The 7,903-nt window shown below is 34.3% G+C and carries 4 protein-coding genes; all 4 read left to right on the forward strand.

Annotated features, from left to right (window positions below; genetic code table 11):
* The first annotated feature begins 241 nt into the window (after nt 1-241).
* The 4 genes from BMY18_RS08665 (at nt 242) to BMY18_RS08680 (ending at nt 7,577) form a co-directional block, all read left to right on the forward strand.
* Nucleotides 242-2,872, forward strand: coding sequence for a cation-translocating P-type ATPase (locus BMY18_RS08665; protein ID WP_092452898.1), 2,631 nt, complete (start codon nt 242-244; stop codon nt 2,870-2,872).
* Between the two features lie 548 nt (nt 2,873-3,420).
* Entirely contained in the window at nt 3,421-5,136 is a 1,716-nt protein-coding gene (locus BMY18_RS08670) for a S8 family peptidase (protein ID WP_092452901.1), read from the forward strand.
* Nucleotides 5,137-5,360: 224 nt separating this feature from the next.
* Nucleotides 5,361-6,881, forward strand: coding sequence for an ATP-binding protein (locus BMY18_RS08675; protein ID WP_092452904.1), 1,521 nt, complete (start codon nt 5,361-5,363; stop codon nt 6,879-6,881).
* Nucleotides 6,882-7,577, forward strand: a complete 696-nt coding sequence (locus tag BMY18_RS08680; protein WP_092452906.1) for a response regulator — start codon at nt 6,882-6,884, stop codon at nt 7,575-7,577.
* Nucleotides 7,578-7,903 lie beyond the last annotated feature (326 nt).

Consider the following 7,903-nt stretch of genomic DNA (forward strand, 5'->3'; position numbering starts at 1 on the left):
CTCAATTGACAGTTCCACCGTATTATGGTAACATATGAAAAACACATAAATCCCATGAGGGAGTAGTTTGCGCATACCAATGCGTTTTTAAGTCAACATCATGGCCTTTTTTAGGCCTGGCTTATAATTAAATGACCAGACTCATGTGTAGACACGGCGTTTGCCTATCTATACATGAGTCTTTTTGTATAGTTTGACAAACTTATGTAAAAACTAAAAGAGGATAGTAAGGAGATTGAAAATGAAATATTATAGTGAAGAAAAAGAGCAAGTATTAATTGCGCTCAACAGTAATGAAGACGGCTTAACTTCTGCGGAAGCAGAAAAAAGAATTTTGGCGAATGGAAAAAACAAAATAGCGGAGGGGAAAAAGGTCTCCACTGTGGAACGATTGATTGCACAAATGAAAGATCCAATGATTATTATTTTGATTGTAGCTGCAGTTATTTCTGGAGTTACAGCCGCATATTCGCATGAAGGATATGCTGATGTTATCATTATTATGCTTGTTGTTGTCATTAATGCAATACTTGGTGTTTATCAGGAAAGCAAGGCGGAAAAAGCAATCGAAGCTTTACAACAGATGGCAGCGGCTACCAGTAAGGTACTTCGCGATGGACAAATTGAAATCGTTAAAAGTGAAGATCTTGTTGTCGGTGACATCGTTATTTTAGAAGCAGGCGATGCGATTCCGGCAGATGGTAGAATTATCGAGAGTGCAAGTATGAAGATTGAGGAATCTGCATTGACAGGTGAAAGCGTACCAGTTAATAAGATGATCAATGTGCTAGGATTGGATGGTACCCCTGTTTCTCTTGGTGATAGAAAGAACATGGTCTATATGGGAAGTGCTGTCGTTTACGGACGTGGTAAAGCCGTTATAACAGCAACAGCAATGGAGACTGAAATGGGTAAGATTGCAGATGCCATTTCTAAGACAGTAGAAGGACAGACGCCACTTCAAATTAAGCTTGCGCAACTAAGTAAAATACTCAGCGTATTGGTTGTTGGAATCTGTGTATTTATATTTGCATTCAGCCTTATTCGCGAAGGCGATTTAAGCGGACAGACGGTATTGAACACATTTATGATTGCAGTAAGTCTTGCAGTTGCAGCTATTCCAGAAGGATTAGCGATGGTTGTTACAGTCGTATTGTCAATTGGTGTAACTAGTATGTCAAAGCGTAATGCGATTATTCGTCGACTTACAGCTGTAGAAACATTAGGCTGTGCTCAAATTATATGTAGTGATAAAACAGGTACGTTAACACAAAACAAGATGACAGTAGTGGAACATTTTGGTGATGTGAAGTTGCTAGCCACTGCAATGGCTCTTTGTAGTGATGCCGAACTTGACCTTGAAAATCATGCAACTGGTGAACCAACAGAGTGTGCACTTGTTAATTTTGCATACAAAGAAGGTCTTGCGAAACAAGATTTAAAAGATAAGGCACCAAGAATAGGTGAAGCTCCATTTGATAGTATGAGAAAGATGATGAGTACTGTTCATGAAACTGCTGAGGGAATCGTTCAATATACAAAGGGAGCGCCTGATGAAGTCTTAAAATCTTGTACTACTTATTTGAAAGATGGCAAAATATTGCCTCTTGATGAAACTATGAGAAAAGAAATATTTAATACAAATAAAAATATGGCACAAAAGGCTCTCCGTGTTTTATGTGCAGCACAAAGAACTTATGATGTGAAACCATCTAGTAATGAACCATCTTTACTAGAAAAGGAATTAACATTTATAGGACTTACAGGTATGATTGATCCAATTCGACCTGAAGTTAAGGACGCAATTGAAGAATGTAAGAGCGCAGGTATTACTGCGATTATGATTACAGGTGACCATAGAGATACAGCTTTAGCAATTGCAAAAGAGCTTGGCATTCTTGAAAATGAGTCACAGGCAATTACAGGAGCAAATCTTGATACAATTAGTGATGAAGAATTTGAAAAAACGATTGGTAACTATAGAGTATATGCAAGAGTTCAGCCTGAGCACAAGGTTAGAATTGTAAATGCATGGCGTAAAAATGGTTTCATTACAGCAATGACTGGTGATGGCGTAAATGATGCACCAAGTATTAAAAGTGCAGATATCGGTATCGGCATGGGTATAACGGGCACAGATGTAACTAAGAATGTGGCTGATATGGTTCTTGCAGATGATAACTTTGCAACAATTGTTGGTGCAGTTGAAGAAGGTAGAAAAATCTACGATAACATTAGAAAAGCAATACAGTTTTTACTTGCTTCAAATATGAGTGAAGTATTAAGTATTTTCTTTGCAACAATAATGGGATTTACGATTTTACTTCCAGTTCATTTGTTATGGATTAATCTGATTACAGACTGCTTCCCAGCACTTGCACTTGGAATGGAAAAAGGCGATGCTGATATTATGGAAAGAAAGCCTCGTTCATCAAAAGATGGAATCTTTTCAGGTGGTGTTGGATTTGATGTAGTATATCAGGGAATTCTTGTAACAATCGTAACACTTGCAGCGTATTTTGTAGGTCATTATATGGAATCAGGAGTATGGGAAATTACAGAAAGTGCAGATGGTATAACCATGGCATTTCTTACACTGAGCTTTGCAGAGATATTCCATAGTTTTAATATGCGTAGTCAACGTGGAAGTATATTTACAATCAGCAATCAAAACGTATTTTTATGGGGAGCAGGTATTCTAAGTCTTATAATGACAACAGTTGTTATCTATGTACCGTTCCTTGCAAACGCTTTTGAGTTTGAACATATTAACTTAACAGAATATGGAGTTGCTGTACTTTTAGCATTTAGTGTAATTCCGATTGTTGAAATCGTTAAGTTTGTTCAAAGACATATGACTAAGAATAAGTAAATGAATAGAATGGAAACGGTTTTATGAAAGAAACCGTGGTAGAATAAATGCACACATCATAGTTATAATAGCTATGATGTGTTTTTTTACAAAAAAATAAAATATTATTTCATAATATATATGATTAAGGTGTCATAATAAGTTTTCCTATGTCACCGTTAGTTGAGTATAAGTTTGAAAAATTAGGTTTCCAGAAAAATAGTATTTTTAAGAGGAAATTATTTTGTAAAGTAAATCGTGAATATTAATTTCTGATTATTCATTTATCGCAGACCGGCTGAAAGTAGTGCTTATATTTTGTCGAGACTCAGATAAAAAATGAGCGCAAGCGAGTATTTTTATCATTTTTGAGGCTCGTAAAAAATATACTACTTGAAGGAAAGGCAAGATAAAATGAATAATCAGAAATTAATATTCACTCGACACCTTTCATAATTATTTTTGACACCCTAATCATACATAAATAAAATTATTAATCTAATTTATGCATATACATAATATAGTATAAAGTTAAAAACAGTATTCTGTAATTTGTCTAAGGAGGACTTATGACTATTGAAGATCGCAAGAAAATCATAAGTAATGATTTTGCCAATGCAATTGTAGAATATAATCGAACGGATAGAGGTATGGATATATTTGCGGGTTATCCAAGGAATATTATAAATGAGATGTACGAAATTATTTATTTCCCAATTTCCAAAATCTCTACTAAAATAGTGTATGAAAATGGATATGCAGTAATACCAAAACTATATGGATTGTTAGATACGATTAATTTAGATGCAATGGGGGTAAATAAAGTTCAAAATGTTCCCAAATTATCCTTGTTTGGAACGGGCGTTTTACTTGGCTTTGTAGATACTGGAATTGATTATACGAATCAGATTTTCAAGAATGCTGATAATTCTACAAGAATTGTTTCAATCTGGGACCAAACGATTGAAAACATAGAAGCACCAGAAAATATCTTTTATTTTGGAACAGAATACAGCAGGCAACAAATTAATCAAGCACTAAAAAGCGAAAATCCTTTTTTGGTTGTACCTAGTAGAGACGAAATCGGTCATGGAACTATGCTCGCTGGTATAGCTGGCGGATCACGAGATGAAAAAAATGATTTTCAAGGAGTAGTACCACAGTCTGAAATCGTAGTTGTGAAATTAAAACAAGCAAAGCAACATTTAAGAGATTATTTCTACATTCCAGAGAGCGCAAATTGTTATCAGGAAGATGATATTATGCTTGGTATAAAATATCTTACAAATATTGCATCACTTCTTAATAAACCAATTGCTATATGTATAGGAATGGGAACTAGTCAAGGTGCACATGATGGCTATGATATATTATCAAGTTTCATAGCGTGGGTTGGAAATTTTAATGGTAGAGGAATTTTGATAGCAGCAGGAAATGAAGGGAAGACGCAGAGTCATTATTTCGGAACGATTGATCCTAAAATAGGTTTTGATAACGTTGATCTTGTGATTGGAGAAAATGATAAAGGTTTTGCGATGGAATTGTGGGGATATGCACCGAATTCCTATTCAATTGATATTTTATCACCCAAGGGACAATATGTACCTAGAATAGTGTCGAGATTAGGTGAGAATAGGGAAATAAATTTTATCTTTGAAAATACTACTGTATATGTGGATTATCTTGTTATAGAATCTCAAACTGGAGAACCTATGATTCTGATTCGTTTTCAAAATGCAGCACCAGGACTTTGGAAATTTAGAGTATACGGAAATGGAAAAGATGATGCAGCGTTAAAGTTTCATATATGGCTGCCTATAGTAGGTTTTATTTCAACGGGTACATATTTTCTGAATTCTAATCCCGATACTACAATAACTTCACCTGGAAATACTCCATTGGCTGTAACGATAACAGCATATAATGCATTAACTGAGGGTATTTATCCCAATTCCAGTAGAGGCTATACAAAAAATAATTATATTAAACCAGAAATAGCTGCGCCTGGAGAAAATGTATTAGCTCCTATACCTGGTAATATGTTTGTAAGAACTTCCGGTACCAGTATAGCAGCCGCACATGCAACTGGAATTGCAGCAATGATTTTGGAATGGGGAATTGTAAGGGGAAATTATTATTCAATAAGCACCGTACAAATTGGAAGATTTTTAATACGCGGTGCTGATACAGATGCGAATCTGATATACCCAAACAATATATGGGGATATGGCACAATTAATATCTATAATACATTCCTTAGTCTAGGCAGCAGGTTGCCACAATAAATTAGCTTCTATATTAGAATATAGATAGTTGGTTATCCCACTCGTTGGATAATTGAAAACAGATTGAAGAAGTTATATACAAACAAAGATAAAAATAGTAAAAAAGAATTGTAAGTGTTATAATCATTTACAAATGTTATTGGTATGTATAGGAGTGCATTTTAGCTGAGGAAAATACCAATACGATAACATGTATGCTCGTACAGATTAGAGGTAAATGAGAAATGAAAAAGATTAAATCAAAGAAAAAGCTTATAAAAAATTTGATGATTATGATGGCAATAATGCTTATATGTACTACGATATCATTGTTTTTTGATCATATTAGGATGTCTGAGTCAAATACAGTTATGATATATTTACTCGGAGTTCTTTTGTTTTCATTTTTAGCAGAAGGATATATTTACAGCTTCTTTGCTTCGGTTTGTGTTGTACTTTTATATAACTTTTTTTTCATTGAACCATTATATACGCTCAAAGTAAATAATTCGGATTATCTACTTACTTTTTTTGTAATGTTTATTGTTGGCTGGATTACCAGTATGCTTACAATAAGAGTGAAATTGGAGAGACAACTTGTAAAAGATAGGGAAGAGTATATATCTTCATTGTATTTTATTGAGGAAAGACTCCTCAATGTAAGAGGTGTAGAGGAATTAGCCAAAGTTTCTGCTGAAGAGATTTCAAAACAGTTTAATGCAAATGTTCTTGTGGAATTTTTTGATACCACCGGTATCTTATTATGTAGAAATATAGAGGGGGAAGAGGTGTTCAAAGAAAATAATGATTGTTTGGCGTGCCTAGAAACATATCAATCTGGGAGTCCTTGTGGAAGAGGAACTACGCTTTTTCCTAATGCCAAAGCATACTATTCGCCTGTTTTAAACCACAATGGGGTACTAGGTGTAATGGGAGTTTCATTGGTGGATAATCTATCTCTTTCAAATGCGCAACGGGCCTTTATTGAAGTTATCTCACCGCAGATTGCAGTCGTGTTGGAGAAGGAAAGGATTTATGAGAAACAACAACATACTAAGATGGAGATTCAAGCAGAACGTTTGCGTGCCGATATGTTGCGAACAATATCTCATGATCTTCGAACTCCTTTGGCGGGTATTATGGGAATGGCAAGCACGGGATTTGACAATTATGATAAAATAAGTGACGAAGTTAAGAAAAATTTCTTGCAAAGTATTTATGAGGATGCAGATTGGTTGAATGAATTAGTTGAAAATGTATTACAGACAACACAATGTGAAGAAGGCAAAATCAAACTTAATATTGCGGAAGAGGCAGCAGAGGAAATTATAACTGCGGCAGTGACTCATGTAAAGAAACATACGCTTAAACATAAAATATTTGTTGAAATACCAGAAGAAATAATTTTAGTACATGTTGATGGAGTATTAATAAGACAAATAATTGTAAATATTTTAAATAATGCAATTAATTATTCCCCTGAAGGAAGCGTTATTATTGTTTCGTTATATAGTGAAGAAAATCATGTGTATTTTGAAGTGAAAGATAACGGACCTGGTATTTCAGAAGAAGAATTTTCGCACATATTTGAACGCTATTATAATAAAAATGTTAATAGTAGTACAAAACGTAAAGGTATGGGTTTAGGGCTTTCGTTATGTAAATCAATTGTAGAAGCGCACAATGGAAAAATAACAATTTGTAATAATGAGCCTCATGGGACAATTGTTAGATTCTATGTTTTATCAGATAAGGAGACAAAATAAATGAAACCACTTATTTTGATTGTAGATGACGAAAATTCAATAAGAAGCTTTCTTCAAGTTTCAATTGAAACCCAAGGATACAAATGTATTGATGCTGCTAACGGTGCTAATGCACTTATGTTGGCTATCTCACATAATCCAGATATCTTAATTTTAGATCTTGGATTACCAGATATGGATGGCTTAGAGGTGATTAAGAAACTCCGAAAGATATCACAAATGCCAATAATAATTATATCTGCGCGTGGGCATGACCGTGAAAAAGTCGAGGCCCTTGATGCGGGTGCCGATGATTATCTTACAAAACCATTTAGTGTAACGGAATTACTAGCTCGAATTCGTGTGATATTGCGTCATAAATCAAATGACAATGTATCATCAGAGGCAGAAACCTTTATATATAAAATAAAAGACTTGATTATTGATACAGATAAACATAGGATCTGGAATTATAATGAGGAGATCCGCCTCACACCGTATGAATACAAGGTTCTTGTTTTATTAGCTAAAAATCAAGGAAAGGTCCTTACACACAGATATATTATAGAGAATATCTGGGGTGGAATAGTTACTGAAGATACCCAGGCCTTACGCGTTTGTATGGGAAATTTGAGGAGAAAACTCAGTGAAGATCCATCGCAACCGAAATATATAATAACAGAAATTGGTGTCGGTTATCGCTTGACTGATGAATAAAAATAATACTTGAAAAATATAGCCTAACGATAATATTAAATTATTGTTAGGCTATATTTTTTTCGCTTTTTTACATAAAAATTATACAAACAAACTCAATGCTTACACAAAACTTATATGAAAAGATATATTCTTAAAAATAACTTCTCGGAGTTAGCATCTACTGGTGCAAATGTAAATTGACAATTGAATATTGGTGGTTTTGGAAAAAAAGAAGAGATTTTGTGTACCAGAAATAGACATAACGCAAGTTATGCCTTAAAATAGGTATTGTCCTTATGGACATTAAGCGGTCAGCTTAAATGTTTTTTGAAATGCCTCTACAG

The organism is [Clostridium] fimetarium (genome assembly GCF_900111235.1).
Classification (GTDB): Bacteria; Bacillota; Clostridia; order Lachnospirales; family Lachnospiraceae; genus Clostridium_N; species Clostridium_N fimetarium.